Raw genomic sequence first — 18104 nt, forward strand, 5'->3', positions numbered from 1 at the left:
GACGTCGTGAGGTCTGACATGCAGCTGGATGGAGTTCTGTTCTTCCCGGTGACCCCGTTCACCGGGACCGGCGAGGTGGCCGAGGACGTGCTCGCCGAGCACGTCAAGCGTGGGGTGGACGCCGGGCCAGGTGGCGTCTTCGTGGCCTGTGGCACGGGCGAGTTCCACGCGCTGGAACCGGGTGAGTACGAGCGCGTGGTCCAGGTGGCGGTGGAGGCCACCGCGGGCCGGGTGCCGGTGCTGGCCGGCGCGGGCGGTTCGCTGCCGCTGGCCAAGCAGTTCGCCGCCGCGGCCAAGCGGGCAGGCGCGGACGGCCTGCTGCTGCTCCCGCCGTACCTGGTGGGCTCCCGGCCGGAGGGCCTGGCCGAGTGGGTGCGCCAGATCGCCACGAGCACCGACCTGCCGGTGATCGTCTACCAGCGCAACAACGCGGTCTTCAGCCCGGAGACCGCGGTCGAGGTGGCCAAGCTGCCCAACGTGGTCGGCTTCAAGGACGGCCTCGGCGACCTGGACCTGATGCAGCGCACCGTGCTCGCGGTCCGGGCCGAGGTGGACACCCCGTTCCAGTTCTTCAACGGCCTGCCCACCGCGGAGATGACCGTGCCCGCCTACCGCGGCATCGGCGTGGAGCTCTACTCCTCCGCGGTGTTCTGCTTCGCCCCGGAGATCTCGCTGGCCTTCTACCGCGCGGTCGAGGCCGGGGACACCGAGAAGGTCGGCGCGTTGCTGCACGGCTTCTACGGCCCGCTGGTAGCGCTGCGGGACAAGTCCCCCGGCTACGCGGTGTCGCTGGTGAAGGCCGCGGTCAAGCTGCGCGGCCTGGACTGCGGCGGCGTGCGCGCCCCGCTGACCGACCCGGCCCCGGAACACCTGGCCGAGCTGGCGCAGATCGTGGCCGCCGGACTGGAGCTGGTATGAGCACCGGCACCCGGATCCAGCGGATCACCATCACCCCGATCGCCTTCCGCGACCCGCCGCTGCTGAACTCGGCGGGGGTGCACGAGCCGTGGGCGCTGCGCTCGATCATCGAGGTGGTCACCGAGGACGGCGTGCTGGGCCTCGGCGAGAGCTACGGCGACGCCGGGCACCTGGCCAGGATGGAGAAGGTGGTGCCGCGCCTGATCGGCGTGGACGCCTACGCGCTCAACCGGATCCACGCGCTGGTGGCCGAGGGGCTCGGCGGCGCGACCGGCTCGGACCACCACGGCCTCACCGGTGACTTCACCTCCGGCGGCACCGTGGACCGGGTGTTCTCGCCGTTCGAGGTGGCCTGCCTGGACATCCAGGGCCACATCCTGGGCCGCCCGGTGCACGACCTGCTGGGCGGCAAGGTCCGGGACGCGGTGCCCTACAGCGCCTACCTGTTCTACAAGTGGGCGGGGCACCCCGGCGCCGAGGACGACGAGTGGGGCGCGGGACTCGACCCGGCCGGGATGGTCGAGCAGACCCGGAAGATGGTCGCGGAGTACGGCTTCGGCTCGATCAAGCTCAAGGGCGGGGTGTTCCCGCCCGAGGAGGAGATCGCCGCCATGCACGCGCTGCGCGAGGCCTTCCCGAACCACCCCTTGCGGATCGACCCGAACTGCGCCTGGTCGGTGCCGACCTCGCTGCGGGTGGCCAAGGAGCTCGACGGCGTCCTGGAGTACCTTGAGGACCCGACCCCCGGCATCGACGGCATGGCCGAGGTGGCCAAGCAGGCCACGATGCCGTTGGCCACCAACATGTGCGTGGTCTCCTTCGACCAGCTGCCCGAGGCGGTGGCCAAGGACGCGGTGCAGGTCATCCTCTCCGACCACCACTACTGGGGCGGCCTGACCCGCTCCCGGCACCTGGGCGCGATCTGCGAGACCTTCGGCATCGGGCTGTCCATGCACTCCAACTCGCACCTGGGCATCAGCCTGACCGCGATGACCCACCTGGCCGCGGCCACGCCGAACCTGTCCTACGCCTGCGACACGCACTACCCGTGGAACGCGCAGGACGACGTGGTCGAGTCCGGCGTGGTGTCCTTTGTGGACGGTTCTATGCCGGTGCCGACCTCGCCGGGCCTGGGCGTCACCCTGGACCGCGACCAGCTGGCGCGACTGCACGAGAACTACCTGAGCTGTGGCCAGACGGTGCGGGACGACACCGGCTACATGCAGAAGTTCCAGCCCGGCTACGAGAGGAAGCGGCCCCGGTGGTGACCTCCGTCGCCCACGTCTACCCGTGGGACATCATCGGCGATCCCGGTGCGGTGCAACGGATCCTCGACCTCGGGGTGGACGCGGTCGCGCTGGCCGCCTCCTACCACACCGTGCGGGCCGCCACCCCGCTGCACCCGGAGCACCGCCTCGTCGACGCCCGGCACGCCGCGCTGTACGTGCCGGTCCGCGAGCAGGCCTGGGGCGGGCGCAGGCTCACCCCGGCCGAACCGTCCTGGGTGGACGGTCCGGACTCCTACGGCCAGGCGCGGGACGCGCTCAAGGCCGCAGGCCTGCCGGTGTACGCCTGGACCGTGCTCACGCACAGCAGCCGCCTCGGTGACCTCGCGCCAGAGGTGGTGGTGCGCAACGCCTTCGGCGACCGCTACCCGTACGCGCTGTGCACCACGCAGCCGGAGGTGGTGGAGTACGCGCTGACCCTGGTGCGCGAGATCGTCGAGCAGGGGCGGCCGGACGGCGTGGTGCTGGAGGCCTGCGGGCCGCTCGGCTTCTTCCACGGCGGGCACCACGAGAAGACCGAGGGCGGTGACTGGGGCAAGGTCCGCCAGGCGCTGCTGTCGATCTGCTTCTGCGCCGCCTGCGCCGCCCGCTACACCGAAGTCGGTATCGAGGTGGACACGCTGCGTGCCCAGGTGCGCACCGCGGTGGATGCCGGTGAGCCGGACAGTGTGGAGTCCGCGCTGGGCGCCGAACTGGCCAGCGCGCTGGTCGCCGTACGGACCAGTGTGGTCGCGCAGTTGCGCGCGCTGCTGGTCGGCGAGGTCCGCAAGCTGGCGCCGGAAGCCAGGGTCATCCTGCACGCCAACGCCGACCCGTGGGCCACCGGTCCGTTCGCCACCGCCGCACCCGAGCTGGGCGTGGAGGTGGACGCGGTCGTGGCCATGTGCTGGCCCGGCCCGGAAGCGAGCATCCCCGGTATCGAGGCGCTGCGGAAGCTGGCCCCGCGGACCAGGATCGCCGGGTACGTGCTCGCCCTGCCGCCCAAGCCGATCGACGCCCCGGCCATGCGCGCGGAGCTGGCCGCACTGGCCGCGGCCGGGGTGGAGGAGTTCCACCTCTACCACGCCGGACTCGCCTCCGGGGCCAGGTTGGCCGTGGTCCGGGAAGCACTGGACTCGCTGAGGTAGCGCCCTGACGGCTGCCCCGGCGATGCCGTGGGATCGACCGCTCCTGCCGGGCGGTCGATCCCACGGCTGTTTTTCTGTTTAACCCGCGCGTGCAACCCGCCGTGGCTACCGTTCCGTCCTGTGCACATGAGACGTCTAGCAACCGTGGTCGGCGCCGGGGCGGCGCTGGTGCTCGCACTGAGTGCCTGTGCGGAGCCCACGGCGGGATTCGGCGGACAGCCGACCCCGCCGCCCTCCTCCTCCGCCCAGCAGCCGACGTCAGAGGCCGGACCCGAACCCGAACCGCCGCAGGGCGGAAAACCGTTGGCGAAGAACAAGGCTGATCTGTCAGCCCTGCCCGCGGACTTCCCCAAGCGGGTGTGGACCGAGGGTGACGGCAGCGTGGTCGGCACGTTCGGCAAGGAAGGCGGCTGCAGCAAGGTGCGCGCCGACCTGACCGAGCAGACCGACACCGCGGTGAAGATCACCCTGGTGGAGACCATTCCAGCCAACAGCGAGGCCTGCACGATGGACCTGCGCTTCCCGCCGGTCACGGTGAAGCTCGCCAAGCCGTTGGGCGAGCGCACGGTCAGCGTCACGGCCAAGCAGGAGACCAAGTAACCCGACCACCCACATGCACGGCGCCCCGGCAGGCGCGGACCCCAGCCGGGGCGCCGTGTTGGGTCAGCTCTGCGCCCAGAACGCCACCGAGCTGCTGGCGGCGATCACCACGGCCCAGCAGGCAAGCAGGGTCACCCGGTCCATCACCTGCCAGAAGCGGTGGGCGGGGCCCCAGGACAGTCGTTCCACCGGTGACTCCGTTGGCACACCGAAACTTTCCAGCATCGGGCGGAGTGGCCGGTCGGACAGGTCGGTCCCGGTCGCGGCGAACAGCAGCGCGGTGCGCGCGGTGCCGGAGAGCTCCGGCCACGCGCCAGCCGCCAGCCGGGGCGCCGCTTCCGCCGCCGGGCCCAGCGTGTCCAGCCGCCGCAGCCACCGGTCGGTCCACTGTGGAGTGACCGGCACCGCTACGCCGCGTTCCCGTTCCCAGGCCAGATCCCGCTCACTCTGGGCCAGGACCTCCGCGCGCAGCACCGCGATCCGCTCGGCCACCGGCAGCGCCCGCACCTCCGCGGGCGGCAACGTGTCCAGAATGGACGCCCAGCCGCGCGGCAAACCCAGCTCCAGCACCAGATCCGCCTCGGTCGGCTGCGCGTACCGGCCGAAGGCCGCCTCCAGCCGGTGCGCGGGCGCGACCCCGGCCCTGGCCAGCGCGCGGACATCGTCGAAGGTGACCCTGGTGATCGTGGGCGCGTGCCGCTGCGCCGGCAGCTCCTCGCGCGGCACGCCCAGCCACTCGAACGGCAGCGTCCCGGTCCGGTCCTCGGCGCTCGGCGGCAGGTGGTACCCCGGCACGCCCACCGCGCCCCGCCGGTCGCGCAGCACGTAGCCGGGCAGCGGGCCGGGTTCGTCGTCGTCCTCGTCCCAGGCCGTGATGTTCGCCGGGTCGGCCAGCCCGGCCGCGTCCAGGACCCGCTCGGCCGCGCCTTCCACCGCCACCGCCCAGGACCGCTGCCAGATCTGGGTTTCCGCGCTGTGCAACCAGGTCACCGTGGCCGGCGCCGGGCCGGTGACGTCCTCGTCGCCGGAGCGGACCAGCCCGATCCGCTCGGGCTGGTGGACCAGCCAGGTGGTCGGGTAGGCGGGCCGCCGCCCGTAGGCGAAGGCCACCGTGGCGAGCACGGCCAGGCCGGCCACCACCAGCAGCCAGGCCCAGCGCGGCAGCACCAGCGGCTGCGCCATCAGCACCAGGGTGGCCACGCCCAGTCCGAGGTACCGGCCGACCGGCCGGCCCTCGGGTTCGCCATGGCTGAACGGCATCGCGCCCTTGGGCAGCCAGCGGTAGCTCGGGAACTTGCTCACCGCGACAGTATGCGGTCAGCACCCCAGCGCGGGCAGCCGGATATCGGCTCAGCCGGGTTTGCGCGCCACCACCAGGTCGCGGATGATCGACTGGTCCACCCGGTGCTCGAACTCCCGCCACGGACCGTCATCAAGCGGCTGCAAACCGTTGTCCGCCAGGATCTTCACCAGATCCTCCCGGCCGGCCACGTGCGTGTTCCAGGAGATGCCGATCGCGCCGCCCGGTCGCAGGATCTTGCTCCAGCCGGGCACCGCGTTGAACAGCAGCTCCAACGGGCTGCGGGACAGGTGCTTCTGGGTGGGCCGGGACCCGTGCTGCACGCCGTAGGGCGCGTCGGTGACGATCGCGTCCACGGTCTCCGCGCGGAAGAACTCCCTGCTGCGCACGGTGTCGGCGTTGACCACCATGAGCTGGTTGACCTCGCCGGCCTTGTACAGCTCCTTGGTCAGCCCCAGCTTCACGCTGAGCCGCTTGCCGATCAGCGCCTTGTCCCGGCGGATCGGGGTGACCTCGTGCTGGTGCTTGACCCGGTGGTTCTTCAGCCAGGTGGCCAGGAAGTGCGCGTAGGCGTCGAAGTCCTTGCCGTCCAGGTCCATGCCGTAGGCGTCGTAGCCGTACATCAGCGCCTGGTTGAGCGTGGTGCCGCGCCCGCACATCGGGTCGAACACGGCCAGCCGCTTCGCCAGCAGCTCGGTGGGTTCGGCGCGGGCCAGCAGGGTGACGTTGAGCAGCAGCTTGGTGAAGTGCTCGTTGGTCTTGCCCGAGTACTTCTGGATGGTCAGCAGGTCGCTGCTGAACTTGTCCACAGGGGACACTCGCAGTGGCCGCAGCAGCTCGCCCTCCACCGCGAACAGCGCGTACACCGAGGACAGGTTGGACAGCAACGAGATGTCGTACTCATCCAGCTCAGCTGAATCACTGTGCCCCGTCGCTCCGCTCGCCCGAACCTCGAAAGTGACGTAGGGAACGCCGCCGATCTCCGTCTCGGCGACCTCCCCCACCTCGCTGTGCAACGCGGTCTCGCTGAACACCGCCAGCTCGGTGCGGGTCAGCCGGACGGCCGACTCCCCGTACACCCGGTTGAACGCGGGCAGAATCAGCAGCGCGTACCTTGCCATGTGCTCACAATCGTTCTGGGACAATAAAAATCAGCGGCGGAAGGACACCTGCAGCGTCGGCTGGCTGGTGCCCGCGAAGAAGTCGTTGCCCTTGTCGTCGACCACCACGAACGCGGGGAAGTCCTCGACCTCGATCTTCCACACCGCCTCCATGCCCAGCTCGGCGTACTCCAGCACCTCGACCTTGCGGATGCAGTCCTGGGCCAGCCGCGCGGCCGGGCCGCCGATCGAGCCAAGGTAGAACCCACCGTGGCTCTGGCAGGCTTCGGTCACCTGCTTGGACCGGTTTCCCTTGGCCAGCATGACGAGTGAGCCGCCGGCGGCCTGGAACTGCTCGACGTAGGAGTCCATCCGGCCCGCGGTGGTCGGCCCGAACGAACCGGAGGCGTAGCCCTCCGGCGTCTTGGCCGGGCCCGCGTAGTAGACGGGGTGGTCGCGCAGGTACTGCGGCATGCCCTCGCCCGCGTCCAGCCGCTCCTTGATCTTGGCGTGCGCGATGTCCCGGGCCACCACCAGCGGACCGGTCAGCGACACCCTGGTCTTCACCGGCAGCTGCGACAGCGTCTCCCGGATCTCCGCCATCGGGCGGGTCAGGTCGATCCGCACCACCTCGTCGGAGAGCTCGCCGTCGCCGATCTCGGGCAGGAACCGCGCCGGGTCCCGCTCCAGCTGCTCGATGAACACGCCCTCCGGGGTGATCTTCGCCTTGGCCTGCCGGTCCGCCGAGCAAGACACCGCCACGCCGACCGGGCAGGAGGCGCCGTGCCGAGGCAGCCGGATCACCCGCACGTCATGGCAGAAGTACTTGCCGCCGAACTGCGCGCCGATGCCGAACTGGCGGGTCAGCTCCAGCACCTGCTGTTCCAGGCCGACATCGCGGAAGGCGTGCCCCAGCGGCGATCCCTCGGTGGGCAGCTCGTCCAGGTAGCGCGCGGAGGCCAGCTTGGCCACCTTGAGGTTCTGCTCCGCGGACAGGCCGCCGACCACCACCGCGAGGTGGTAGGGCGGGCAGGCCGCGGTGCCCAGGCTGCGCAGCTTCTCGTCCAGGAACTTGGCCAGCCGCGCCGGGTTCAGCAGCGCCTTGGTCTCCTGGTACAGGAAGGTCTTGTTCGCGCTGCCGCCGCCCTTGGCCATGAACAGGAACTCGTACTTGGGTTCCTGGCCGGGCTTGGTGAAGATCTCCACCTGGGCCGGCAGGTTGGAGCCGGTGTTCTTCTCGTCCCAGAAGGTCACCGGGGCCATCTGCGAGTAGCGCAGGTTCAGTTCCTGGTAGGCGTCGAAGATGCCCCTGGACAGCGCCTGCTCGTCCGCGCCGCCGGTGAGCACGGTCTCGGTGCGCTTGCCCAGCACGATCGCGGTGCCGGTATCCTGGCACATCGGCAGCACCCCGCCCGCGGCGATGCAGGCGTTGCGCAGCAGGTCCATCGCCACGAACCGGTCGTTGCCGCTGGCCTCCGGGTCGTCGATGATCGCGCGCAGCTGAGCCAGGTGCGAGGGCCGCAGCAGGTGCTGGATGTCCTTGATCGCCTCACCGGCGAGCAGGGTCAGCACCTCGGGGTCGACCTCGAGGAAGCGCCGTCCGGCCGCCTCGACCAGCCGCACGCCCTCGGTGGTGACGAGGCGGTACTCGGTCTGGTCCGGGCCCAGCGGCAGGACGTCGGTGTACTCAAACGCCGTGGTGGTGGCAGTCACGCCGGCTCCCTTGCCTGCGGTTCGGGTATCTCATGAAACTACCGCGTGCGCTCGGCCGCCCCGCGCTGACCGGGTGTGATCCACGTCCGGATCGTGCAGCGGCGCTGGATGGGCCAGTCCGCTGACGGTGCACCCACAGCCCGGCTGAGCTGGGCAGAGTCTCCGGACATGACGATCAGTGACTTCCGGCTGGGCTTCGGCGCGATGCGGCTCACCGGCTGGGACCGGCCCGCCGACCCCGCCGAGGCGATCGCGGTGGCCCGCCACGCGGTGGAGCTCGGCGTGGACTTCATCGACACCGCCGACGCCTACGGTCTCGGCGCGAACGAGGAGCTGCTGGCCCAAGCCCTGCACCCCTACCCGGCGCACCTGGTGATCGGCACCAAGGCAGGCCAGAGCCGACCGGGACCGGGGGCGTGGGTGCCGCTGGGCCGCCCGGAGTACCTGCGGCAACAGGTGGAGCTGAGCCTGCGGCGGCTGCGGGTGGACTGCCTGGACCTGTTCCAGCTGCACCGGATCGACCCGAAGGTCCCGGCCGAAGAGCAGTTCGGCGTGCTGGCCGACCTGGTGCGCGAGGGCAAGGCGGCCAGGGTCGGGCTGTCCGAGGTGAGCGTGGAGCAGCTGGCGCTGGCCAGGGAACAGGTGGAGATCGCCAGCGTGCAGAACCGGTACAACCTGGCCGACCGGCGGCACGAGGACGTGCTGGCCTACTGCGAGGCGGCGGGGATCGCGTTCGTGCCCTGGCTGCCGGTGGCCAAGGGCGCGCTGCCGCGACCGGTGGCCGAGGTGGCGCGGGAGCTCGGCGTGACGCCGACGCAGGTGGCGCTGGCCTGGCTGCTGCACCGCTCGCCGGTGATGGTGCCGATCCCCGGCACCAGCTCGCGGGCGCACCTGGCGGAGAACGTGGCCGCGCGGGAGATCACGCTGACCGCCGTGCAGCTGGCCAGCCTCGGGTGATCAACCAGCCAGCTCCAGCGCGGCCAGGTCGACGGCCTCCAGCACCGCCCTGATCGCCGGTCGCCGCGCCGACTCGGGCCGCCACACCGCGTACACGTGCCGGTGCGGCGCGGGGTCCAGCTCGACCACCCGCACGCCCGGCGGCAGCTCGCCCCGGCCCAGCCTCGGCATCATCGCCACACCCAGCCCGCGCGCCACCAGCGCCAGCTGGGTGTGGTGCTCGCCGGCGGTGTGCAGCACGTCCGCGCCGCCGGTGACCCGGTGCAGCCAGGCGTGGCAGCCCGTCCCGTCCGGCCAGCTGACCCAGCCCTCCGTGGCCAGCTCGGCAAGGGACACGGTGCCGGTCAGCCTGTGCCCCACTGGCACAGCGAGGTCGACCACGTCGTCCAGCAGCGGCGCGCGGTCCAGACCGGCGGGCAGGTCCAGGGGTTCGTCCGGCCAGTCCTGCAGGATCGCCAGGTCCAGCTCGGCACGGGCGACCAGCGGCAGGCACTCGTGCGGTTCCAGTTCGCCGAGCCGGACCCGCAGCTTGGGGTGCCGGGCGCGGAGCAGGGCCAGCGCGGGCGGCAGCAGGGCGCGGGCCGCGGTGGAGAAGGCCGCCACCGACACCCCGCCCAGCACCGCCCCGGCGTGGTCCTCCACCGCGGCCTCCGCCTCGGCGACCGCGGCCAGGATGCGTTCGGCGTGCTCGACCAGCACCAGCGCGGCCTCGGTCAGCCGCACCCCGCGCCCGGTGCGCTCCAGCAGCGGCCGCCCCAGCTCGCGCTCCAGCCTGGCCAGCCGCTGGGACACCGCCGAGGTGGTCAGGTGCAGCACCCGCGCGGCCGCCCGCACCGAGCCCTGGGCGTGCACCGCGTGCAGGGCTTGCAGCTGGGGCAGGTCGAGCACCGCTGATCTCCCGCGTAGTTTTGGGTGTCAACTCAACTTAGTCGAGGGGGACATGATGACCACCGGCTTGGCCAACGGCAGGGACCTGGGCGGACTGCCCACCGAGGACGGCAGGCAGACCCGCCCCGGCGTGCTGTTGCGCAGCGAGGCGCCGCTGGCCGGCGACCCGGTGCCGGAGCTGGCCGGCTGGCCGCCCGCGGTCGTGCTCGACCTGCGCGGCGCCAAGGAGGGCAACCCGGAGCACCCGCTGCTGCTCGACGGCGCGCAGGTGCACCGCATCCCGATGCTGGACCTGGTGATGGCCGCCGCGGCCACCGATCCCGCCGCGCTGGACCTGGGCAAGCTGTACCTGCAACTGCTGGAGGAGTCCGCGGCCGGGCTGGTCGAGGTGGTGCGGCTGGCCGGGTCGGCGCCGGGCGCGGTGCTGGTGCACTGCTCGGTCGGCAAGGACCGCACCGGGGTGTCGGTCGCGCTGCTGCTGCGGGTGGCCGGGGTGCCGAGGGACACCGTCATCGCCGACTACGTGCGCACCGAGGCCAACATGAGCGGCGTGATCCGCCGGGTCGCGCTCAGCCTCGGCCGCCCCGAGCCCACCGAGGAGCAGCTGGCCGCGATGAAGCACCTGCTGGCCGCCCCCGCCCCGGCGATCGAGGGCGTGCTGGACGTGCTGGACAACCACGAAGGCGGCCCCCGGGGCTGGCTGCTCGCCCACGGCGCGACCGAGGACGAGATCAACCGCTGGGTCGCCCGCATCCTGGCCGACTGACCGGCCCCGGACATGTCGGAAGGCCGGACCCGCCCCCGACGGGTCCGACCTCCCGGGGTGTGCAGTCCGGCCGCAGTGGTACGTCCGGGCTGCGCAGTCTGTGTTGGTTCTTGAGAACCGTGCCGTGAGGCAGGTCACAAGTCAACGCGGCTATCTGGGTGAGGCGGGGGACTACTCAGCGTCAGCTGGCGTAGGCGCGCAGGCGTTCGGCGCGGTCACCCTGGCGGAGCTTGGACATGACCTCCCGCTCGATCTGGCGCACCCGCTCCCGCGAGAGGCCGAACCGGCGGCCGATCTGGTCCAGCGTCCTGGGCTGGCCGTCGTCCAGGCCGTAGCGCAGGCGGATCACGTGCTGCTCCCGGTCGTCCAGGGTGGCCAGCACCCGGCGCAGGTCGTCCTGGAGCAGGCCCGAGATGACCGCGCTCTCGGCGTCGGTGGCCTCGGAGTCCTCGATGAAGTCGCCCAGCGGGGCGTCTTCCTCGGCGCCCACCGGCATGTCCAGGCTCACCGGGTCCCGCGCGTGGTCGAGCAGGTCGGCGATCTTGTCAGCGGGCAGGCCGGACTCGGCGGCCAGCTCCTCGTGCGTGGCCTCGCGGCCCAGCTGCTGGTGCAGGTCGCGCTTGATCCTGGCCAGCTTGTTCACCTGTTCCACCAGGTGCACGGGCAGCCGGATGGTGCGGCCCTGGTCGGCCATGCCGCGGGTGATCGCCTGGCGGATCCACCAGGTCGCGTAGGTGGAGAACTTGAAGCCCTTGCTGTAGTCGAACTTCTCCACCGCGCGGATCAGGCCCAGGTTGCCTTCCTGGATCAGGTCCAGCAGCGGCATGCCGCGGCCGGTGTAGCGCTTGGCGAGGCTGACCACCAGGCGGAGGTTCGCCTCCAGCAGGTGGTTCTTCGCGGTGTGCCCGTCCCGGACCAGCGTCCTTAGGTCCGCGCGGCGCTGCGGGGATAGGGACTTGTCCTCATCCAGCATGTGCCGTGCGAATACACCTGCCTCGATCCGCTTGGCGAGATCGACTTCTTGCGCCGCGGTCAACAGCGCGGTGCGGCCGATTCCGTTCAGGTAGACTCGAACCAGGTCAGCCGCGGGGCTCTGCGCGTCGAGGTCGTGCGCCTCGAGAACAGTCTCCTGCGGCTCCTGCTCAGTAAGCTTCAGTGGGACGGTCATCGGAGCTCCCTCCCTGGTCGCGGGCAAACAGGCGTCATGCGGGCATGCGTCACCAAGCCGACGCCCCGTTGCGCGGCGGCCCCTTCAGTGCGGGGTTCCGTCCCTGTTCGGATTCCCCGTCCTGTCCTGGCTGGACACTTGGATAACGAAGCCGTTCCCGGTTTCGTTCCCGGTACCCACTCTCTATTTGCAAGACGTCAGGCGCTCCTGCGGGGTTGCTTCCGCAGGCTGAGGATTCGCTGAGAAGGCGTAAAGAGAACCCTTAAAGATCGACCAGCACGGTGAATGGGCCGTCGTTCACGCTTTCCACCGCCATGGCCGCCCGGAACCGCCCTGTCTCCACCCGCGCACCCCGGCTACGCAGGGCTTCTACCACCGCGGCCACCAAGGGTTCGGCGGCTTCCGGTCGGGCCGCCTCGGTCCAGGAGGGCCGCCTGCCCTTGCGGGTCTGGCCATACAGAGTGAACTGGCTCACTACGAGCAGCGGGGCCCCGGTTTCGGCACAGGACTGCTCGTCCCGCAGGATGCGCAACTCGTGCAGCTTCCGGGCCATGGTGGCCGCGGTCGCCTCGGTGTCGGTGTGCGTGACGCCGAGCAGGACCAGCAGGCCCGGCTCGTCGATCGCGCCCACCACGTCGCCGTCCACGGTCACGCTGGCCCGGCTCACCCGGGAGACGACCGCCCTCACGTCACGACCCAGTCGGCGGGCACCAGCATCCCGTGCCGGATCAGGTTGCGCACCGCCGGCAGCGCGCCCATGGCCAGCACCTGCGGCGGCAGGTCGTGCGCGGCGGCCAGCAGGCCGAGCAGGTCGGCCAGGTCCAGGTGGCCCCGGCAACCGGCCAGCAAAGCGGCGGCCAGGTCGTCCAGGTCGTGCTGCCAGCCGGGTCCGTCCTGGCGGTGCAGGCGGCGCACCACCGAGGTCCAGCCGTCCTCGGCCGGGCTGGACACCTCTTCCAGCAGCACCGCGGCCGGCACGGTGAGCCGGGCGGCGAGCAGGTCTTCGTCAGCGCTGTGCTGGCGCAGCCAGGCCACCCGGTCGAGCCAGCCCGCGGTCTCCGGGCCCAGCGGGTCGTCGTAGGCCTGGCGCAGGTCCTCGCAGACGATGTCGGCGGGCCCGGACTGGGTGTGCCGCAGCGTCACGAAGCCGAACCCGATGCCCTCGACCTGGTTCTCGGCGAACCAGTCCAACCAGCGCCCCGCCTGCTCCCGGCCCTCCGGCGAACGCGGATCCACGCCCGCGTCGCGCAGCCAGGTGCCGACGTAGAGCGCCGGATCGGCCACATCGCGCTGCACCACCCAGGCGTCCAGCCCGGTCTCGGGCAGCCAGGAGGCGACCCGCTCGGCCCAGTCCTGGCCCTTGACGTGCAGCCAGGAGGCGAGCAGCTGCCCGACCCCGCCGTCGGCCAGGTGCGCGGGCAGCTGCCGGATGACCAGCTCGCTGGCCGAGTCCCCGGACAGCCCGGAGTCGCGGTAGACGTAGTCCACCCTCGGCGGGCCGACCACGAACGGCGGGTTGCACACCACCTGCTGGAACCGTCGACCGGCCACCGGCGCGAACCACTCGCCGCGGGCCAGCTCCACGTCCAGCTGGTTGAGCCGGAAGGTGGCCGAGGCCAGCGCGAGCGCCCGGCCGGAGAGGTCGGTGGCGGTGACGTGCTCGGCGTGCCTGCTCGCGTGCAGCGACTGCACCCCGCAGCCGGTGCCCAGGTCGAGCAGGGTGCCGACCGGGCGGCGCGCGGTGGCCCTGGCCAGGCTGATCGAGGCGTGCCCGACACCGAGCACGTGGTCGGCGGGCACCGGGCCGCCGATGGCCTCGGAGTCCAGGTCGGAGATCACCCACCAGGAGCCCTGGTCGTCGCCGTAGGGCCGGACGTCCAGCGCGGCCCGCACCTGCTCGCCGTCGGCGCGCAGCAGTCCGGCGGTGATCGCCTCGGCCACCGGCAGCGGCCGCAGCGCCGACGCGGCCTCGCTCTCCCGCACCGGCTCGTTCAGCAGGAACAGCCGGACCAGCGCGCCCAGCGCACCGCCGTCGGCGCAGGCGCGCGCGGCCGGTTCCAGCTCACCGCGGCCCAGCGCGGCGTGCGCGGCCGGGCCGAGCAGTTCGAGCACGCCGTCCGCGTGGTAGTCCGCGGACAGGAAAGCCGTCCGCAGCCGGTCGGATACCTGGTCATCGATCCCAATGCCGAACACGCGAAGATCCTCACACGTTTCGCCGATCCCCACTTCTCCGCCCGTCCCCCTATGTTGAAACGCAGGAGGGGGGTGATCCCATGTCCGTGGCTCACGCGCACCGCGAGCTGGACGGCCTGCGGTGGGCCGGGCTGACCGGACCCCGCCTCGAGGTGTTCCGCGCGCTCGGCGAGGAGTACCGCGCCGAGATCGCCGAGGCGGTGCACTCGCTGCCGGAGTGGCCCGCGCTGGACCGCTACGCCCGCACCGACACCGGCCTGGTCCGGCTGTCCAGGCTCAGTGCTCTGACCAGGGTGAACCACGCTCAGGAATATGCCGAGCTCGCGGCGATGGCCCAGGGCGCCAACCAGTCCGAGCGGACCCTGCTGCTGGTCAACCTGCGCGGCGACCTGCCGGCCCAGGCCGGCAGCGCGGGCTGCTCGGACCTGGCCTGGCCGGGCCGGGTGTTCGCGCACAACGAGGACGGCGGCGCCGAGCTGTCCGGCCGCCTGCTGCTGGTCACCCTGGACTGCGCGGGCGAGGTCCCGGTCACCGCGCTCTGGTACCCGGGCATGCTGCCCAGCAACGCCTTCACGCTGACCGGCCACGGCCTGGTCTTCGGCCTGGACCACCTGCCGGTGACCGAACCGGCCATCGCGCCGGGCAGGCACTTCGTGGCCCGCGCGGTGCACCGGGCACGCGACCTGGACGAGGCTGTCCGGCTGCTCACCGAACTGCCTTCCGCCGGTGGGTTCGCCTACAACCTGGCCGAGCTGGGAACCGGCCGGGTCGCGCACGTGGAGGCCGCGGCCGGGTCGAGCGCGGTCGAGGAGGCGGGGGAGGGGCCGTTCTGGCACACCAACCACCTGCGCCACCTGGACCTGCCCGAGCTGGTCACCCGGTCCAGCCGGGAACGGGCGAAGGTCCTGGACGCCCTGGAACCGCCGGCCGAGCCGGATGTGGAGTGGTTCCTGGACGTGCTGACCAGCCCGCACCCACGCGGCGTCTGCCGTCAGCCGGCCGAAGGCGACTCGGCCACCCTGGCCACCTGCGTGGTGGACCTGGCCGCGGCGGAGCTGACTGTGGTGCCCAGCAGCGGAAAGCGCTTCACCTGTTCGGTGGCCGCCGCGCTGGCCGGACCGTGACGCGCCACTGGACCGCGCGGATGGCCAGCGCGAGGAAGACGAAGCCGCCGATCAGCGCGAGGGTGTAAGGCAGGTTGGCCACGACCGGAATGGTCGGGCCGCGGACCGGTCGCGGAGAACCCCGTTCACGCCTCGTTGACGCCGCTACCAGCGATCTTTACGCGATCCTTGCGCCGGCAGCGCGGCCAGCGCGACGGTCAGGGCCAGCCGCTGGTCGGCTTCGTCCAGGCGCAGCGCGGTCAGCTGCTCGATCTTGCGCAGCCGGTAGCGCAGGGTGTTGGGATGCACGGCGAGCCTGCGCGCGGCGGCTTTGCCGTCCCCACCCGCGGCCAGCCAGGCGCGCAGGGTGGCCAGGTAGTCGGTGCCGTGCTCGGTGTCCTGCCGGAGCAGGTCGGCCACCGGCCCGCGCGTGGGCAGCCGCCCGGCTTCGGCCGCGGTGCGCAGCCGCAGCAGCAACACCTGCGCCCAGTGCTCGTCGTAGTCCACGGTGTCCGCCTCGACCAGCCCCGCCACCCGCGCCGCCAGACACTCCTCGGCCTCCAACCGGCTGGCCGGCAGGTCGCCGGGGTTGGCCCGGCCGCCGATACCGGCGTGCACGGCCACGTCGGCGGGCAGCTCGCGCAGCAGCGAGCGCAGCCAGTCGCGGGCCGGGTTGTCATCGGGCAGCACGGTGTAGAGCACGTTGCCGAGCAACGCGCTGCGGCCCGGCCGCGACCAGCCGAACCCGGAGGTGGCCCGCTCGAAGGCGAGCAGCGCGGCCCCGTGCTCGTTCATCCCGGCGTGCGCGTGCAACGCCACCACCCGCAACGCCCCGGCGGCCAGCCCCAGCCGGGACAACGTGCCCGGCGCGTCCGCGGTGCCGTCCAACAGACTCAGCACCGCGTCCGCCTCGGCCCGCCGCTCCAGATCGGCCCCCGCGCGGGCGCGCAGCAGGTGCAGTGCGGCGGTGCGCGCCCCGTCCACCATGGCCGAGTGCGCCTGCGGCCGCACCGGCGGCGTCACCTCGACCCACACCGACCCAAGAAGTTCCCGCCCGGCCCGAATAGCCACGATCAGGCGACCCAACAGCCCAGGCGTCAGCGCCGGGACCAGCAACGGCTCGTCAGAGTTGGCCAGATGCTTGAACACGCCGTGTTCTGCCAAGGCCTTGAGCACATCCGGCGGCACCCGCCGCCCCAGGATGGTCTGCACCCGCGCCGCGTCCACGTCCTCCTGCCGGTTGGAGTAGGCCAGCACCCTGGACTGGAGATCCTCGATGGTGACCGGCCCGCCCACCACCGCTGCGATCGCATCCGCCACCGCGAACAGATCCCCCGGCACATCCCGGCTGGGCCCCTGCCCACTGAGCACCAACGTGTGAATCAGCCCCGCCAGATGACTCCACGGCACCGCCGGATCAACCATCAACACCGCCGCCCCGGAACTCCGAGCCGCGGCCAGCACCCGCTCGTCCAGCTCCGGCGGCCCGTGCAACACCACGGCCGCGGCGGTGGTCCCACGCACCAGCCGGGCAGCCGCGGTCACCGACCCGGTGCCGATGCCCAGCAACACATCGGTCGGACTGGTCGGATGCGACTCGGTCGGATCATGCAGCGACAGTCCCCGCAGCTCGACCTCCCGCCCCCGAGGCGCACACCCCAGCCGCGTGCCCAGCCCGCCAAGCACGTCGACCAACCGCTCAAGCGTGACCATGCGCGGCTCCCTGCCGTCCGCGCTGCTTGGCCCGGTTGCCACACCGCTGCATCGAGCACCAGCGCCGCTGACCGGGCCGGGAGGTGTCCACGAAGATCAGCTCGCAGTCCCCGCCCGAACAATGCCGAACACGGTCCACATAGGGCCCCCCGAACAACTCAATGGCATCCCTGGCAAAGGCGGACAACACAGCGGATCCGGCAACCGGCTCCTGCCACTGCCGCCCATTGCTGGTCAACTTGGGCACCGGCGGCGGCGCGGCGGCCAACCGGTTCCAGTCGGAGAAGTGCACCCGCCGAATCGGCTCACGCCGCGCGGCCCGAACCGCACACTGCCAGACGGACTCCCGCAACTTCTTCAGCTCACCCAGTTCCGCATCGTTCAACTCGATCCGAGCCTTGCCGAACCGGGTGTCGGTCAACCAGCGCCGGAAGTCCTCAACCTCACCGAGCACCTCCCACGTGCCGCGCTCATCCTCCCCGCTGCTGACCAACAGCTCCAGACACAACGCGCCAGGATTGAACCGATACCGCTGCCCGTCATGCCCAACCATCGGCAGCCCAGCCGCCTCCTCACCCATACCCGCCAGCCTAACCGGTATAACCGGTACCCACCCCTTATACCGGCCCCCACCACTTAAACCGGTTGCCCCCGGTTGAACCGGTGACCACCGGTTGTACAGGCGACCACCGCCGATACGGGTGAACACCACTTGCCAGGGCGACCTCCACTCGTGCACCCAACCACCACTCCCGAGACCGCCCGCCACCCAGAGCGTCGCCCACCACCCATGCGGTCGGTCAGCCGTCGCGCGCCCGGCTGCCACCCGCGACGTTGACCTCCACCCGCTACGGCGACTTCCGCCCCCGGCGTTGATTTCCACTCGCGACGGTGCCCTCCACCCGCGACGGTGCCCTCCACCCGCGGCGTTGATTTCCACCCTCGACGGCGGCCTCCACCCTCGACGGTGACCTTCACCCTCGACGGTGACCTTCACCTTCGGCCTCGACCTCGGGCTTGGCCGCCACTCGCGGGATTGGCCTCCACCGCGCAGTTGGCCGCCATTCGTGCGCTCGGTCGCCGCTGGTGGGGCCGGCAGCCCTCGAGCGGTTGGTCAGTGGTCGCGATGTTGGCCGCCACCCCGCGCGGTTGATCACCGCTTGCACGCTCGGTCGCGGGTCGTTCCGGTGGCCACCGGTCATAGCAGTGCCCGCCGGTTTAAGCGGTAATCACCGGTTAAACCGGCAGACACCAGTTAAACCAGCGGGCACC

Annotated in this window: 16 protein-coding genes; 7 read left to right on the forward strand and 9 right to left on the reverse strand. The window is 71.7% G+C overall.

Annotation, left to right across the window (positions count from 1 at the left end; translation table 11 throughout):
- The first annotated feature begins 18 nt into the window (after window positions 1–18).
- From ACWDY5_RS28035 to ACWDY5_RS28050, 4 genes are all read left to right on the forward strand, one after another.
- A complete protein-coding gene (locus tag ACWDY5_RS28035) occupies window positions 19–918 on the forward strand; it encodes a 5-dehydro-4-deoxyglucarate dehydratase (protein ID WP_449725149.1) in 900 nt (299 codons plus the stop codon).
- Complete coding sequence (locus ACWDY5_RS28040) at window positions 915–2186, forward strand: glucarate dehydratase family protein (protein ID WP_449725150.1); 1272 nt, start codon at window positions 915–917, stop codon at window positions 2184–2186. Before ACWDY5_RS28035 ends, ACWDY5_RS28040 begins: the two co-directional genes overlap by 4 nt.
- Complete coding sequence (locus ACWDY5_RS28045) at window positions 2183–3331, forward strand: hypothetical protein (RefSeq protein WP_449725151.1); 1149 nt, start codon at window positions 2183–2185, stop codon at window positions 3329–3331. Before ACWDY5_RS28040 ends, ACWDY5_RS28045 begins: the two co-directional genes overlap by 4 nt.
- A 126-nt stretch (window positions 3332–3457) precedes the next feature.
- A complete protein-coding gene (locus ACWDY5_RS28050; RefSeq protein WP_449725152.1) occupies window positions 3458–3931 on the forward strand; it encodes a hypothetical protein in 474 nt (157 codons plus the stop codon).
- Window positions 3932–3994: 63 nt separating this feature from the next.
- Here the strand turns inward: ACWDY5_RS28050 and ACWDY5_RS28055 are convergent, their stop codons facing one another.
- From ACWDY5_RS28055 to ACWDY5_RS28065, 3 genes are read right to left on the reverse strand one after another with little or no spacing between them, the layout of a single operon-like run.
- Window positions 3995–5233: a hypothetical protein gene (locus ACWDY5_RS28055; protein ID WP_449725153.1), complete on the reverse strand. Its 1239-nt coding sequence runs from the start codon at window positions 5231–5233 to the stop codon at window positions 3995–3997.
- A 48-nt stretch (window positions 5234–5281) separates the two neighbouring features.
- A complete protein-coding gene (locus ACWDY5_RS28060) occupies window positions 5282–6352 on the reverse strand; it encodes a TRM11 family SAM-dependent methyltransferase (RefSeq protein ID WP_449725154.1) in 1071 nt (356 codons plus the stop codon).
- Between the two features lie 30 nt (window positions 6353–6382).
- Entirely contained in the window at window positions 6383–8044 is a 1662-nt protein-coding gene (locus ACWDY5_RS28065) for a fumarate hydratase (protein WP_449725155.1), read from the reverse strand.
- Between the two features lie 168 nt (window positions 8045–8212).
- Between ACWDY5_RS28065 and ACWDY5_RS28070 the strand changes: the two genes are divergently transcribed.
- On the forward strand, window positions 8213–9001 hold the full coding sequence (locus ACWDY5_RS28070; RefSeq protein ID WP_449725156.1) for an aldo/keto reductase: 789 nt from the start codon (window positions 8213–8215) through the stop codon (window positions 8999–9001).
- Here the strand turns inward: ACWDY5_RS28070 and ACWDY5_RS28075 are convergent, their stop codons facing one another.
- Complete coding sequence (locus ACWDY5_RS28075; RefSeq protein ID WP_449725157.1) at window positions 9002–9889, reverse strand: LysR family transcriptional regulator; 888 nt, start codon at window positions 9887–9889, stop codon at window positions 9002–9004.
- A 55-nt stretch (window positions 9890–9944) separates the two neighbouring features.
- Between ACWDY5_RS28075 and ACWDY5_RS28080 the strand changes: the two genes are divergently transcribed.
- Complete coding sequence (locus tag ACWDY5_RS28080) at window positions 9945–10655, forward strand: tyrosine-protein phosphatase (RefSeq protein WP_449725158.1); 711 nt, start codon at window positions 9945–9947, stop codon at window positions 10653–10655.
- A 181-nt stretch (window positions 10656–10836) separates the two neighbouring features.
- Here ACWDY5_RS28080 and ACWDY5_RS28085 read toward each other — a convergent pair whose 3' ends face one another.
- The 3 genes from ACWDY5_RS28085 to ACWDY5_RS28095 all read right to left on the reverse strand — a co-directional run bounded on the left by ACWDY5_RS28085 (window position 10837) and on the right by ACWDY5_RS28095 (window position 14016).
- On the reverse strand, window positions 10837–11823 hold the full coding sequence (locus ACWDY5_RS28085; RefSeq protein ID WP_449725159.1) for a sigma-70 family RNA polymerase sigma factor: 987 nt from the start codon (window positions 11821–11823) through the stop codon (window positions 10837–10839).
- A gap of 262 nt (window positions 11824–12085) precedes the next feature.
- Window positions 12086–12511, reverse strand: coding sequence for a D-aminoacyl-tRNA deacylase (gene dtd, locus ACWDY5_RS28090; protein WP_449725160.1), 426 nt, complete (start codon window positions 12509–12511; stop codon window positions 12086–12088).
- Window positions 12508–14016, reverse strand: coding sequence for a DUF7782 domain-containing protein (locus ACWDY5_RS28095; RefSeq protein WP_449725161.1), 1509 nt, complete (start codon window positions 14014–14016; stop codon window positions 12508–12510). The genes dtd and ACWDY5_RS28095 overlap by 4 nt, the downstream gene beginning before the upstream one ends.
- An 80-nt stretch (window positions 14017–14096) precedes the next feature.
- Between ACWDY5_RS28095 and ACWDY5_RS28100 the strand changes: the two genes are divergently transcribed.
- A complete protein-coding gene (locus ACWDY5_RS28100) occupies window positions 14097–15140 on the forward strand; it encodes a C45 family autoproteolytic acyltransferase/hydolase (RefSeq protein ID WP_449725162.1) in 1044 nt (347 codons plus the stop codon).
- Between the two features lie 144 nt (window positions 15141–15284).
- Here the strand turns inward: ACWDY5_RS28100 and ACWDY5_RS28105 are convergent, their stop codons facing one another.
- Window positions 15285–16832 carry a PucR family transcriptional regulator gene (locus ACWDY5_RS28105; protein ID WP_449725163.1) on the reverse strand — a complete coding sequence of 516 codons (1548 nt, stop codon included), beginning with the start codon at window positions 16830–16832 and terminating at the stop codon, window positions 15285–15287.
- A complete protein-coding gene (locus ACWDY5_RS28110) occupies window positions 16819–17412 on the reverse strand; it encodes a CGNR zinc finger domain-containing protein (RefSeq protein ID WP_449725164.1) in 594 nt (197 codons plus the stop codon). The genes ACWDY5_RS28105 and ACWDY5_RS28110 overlap by 14 nt, the downstream gene beginning before the upstream one ends.
- Window positions 17413–18104 lie beyond the last annotated feature (692 nt).

It is taken from the genome of Crossiella sp. NPDC003009, assembly GCF_053591555.1.